Raw genomic sequence first — 710 nt, forward strand, 5'->3', positions numbered from 1 at the left:
AATAAAATTGCGACCATAAAGATAGGCCGCAAGTCCTGTTGTCGAGCTTCCCGTAAAAGGATCTAGGACTACATCGCCCTTGTTTGTGCTTGCCAAAACGATTCTTTTCAATAAATCAGAAGGTTTTTGTGTAGGGTGTTTGCCAAATTTTTTTTCAATCGGCTTGGGCGTATTGATTGACCAAACAGATCGCATTTGCAATCCTGGTTTTTTTAACTGATCTTCTGGCCATTCGCCATTTTTCATCAGATCATAATTGAAAGTATGCTTGCTTGTTTTTTCCTTTCTCGCCCAAAGTAAAGTTTCATGACTGGCGGTAAAAAATCGGCATGACAAATTTGGCGAAGCGTTGGGTTTGAACCACGCAATATCATTTAAGAAATGATATTTGTTAATTTCTAATGCGAATCCGCATTGATAAATTGAGTGATAAGTTCCGCTAATCCAAATTGTTCCGTTTGGTTTCAAGACTCGGCGACACGCCGAAATCCAAGTATTATGAAATTCAAAATTCTTTTTTGTCCCATTAGTTAAATCCCAGTCGCCCTTTTTTACGCTGACCATTTGTCCGTTTTGGCAAGTGAAGCTACCACTTGATAAAAAATAGGGCGGATCGGCAAAAATCATATCCACAGAATTTTCAGGGAGAGAATTTAAAATATCCAAGCAATCCGACTGATACAGCTTAAATCTCGGTTTTTCGTAATATG

The 710-nt window shown here is 38.5% G+C and carries 1 protein-coding gene; it reads right to left on the reverse strand.

The window, feature by feature from the left end; genetic code table 11:
• The coding region (locus COU51_00715) for a site-specific DNA-methyltransferase (GenBank protein PIR67097.1) at positions 1–627 on the reverse strand (627 nt) is incomplete at its 3' end.
• Positions 628–710 lie beyond the last annotated feature (83 nt).

The sequence above is a fragment of the Parcubacteria group bacterium CG10_big_fil_rev_8_21_14_0_10_36_14 genome, from assembly GCA_002772895.1.
In the GTDB taxonomy this organism is placed as follows: domain Bacteria; phylum Patescibacteriota; class Patescibacteriia.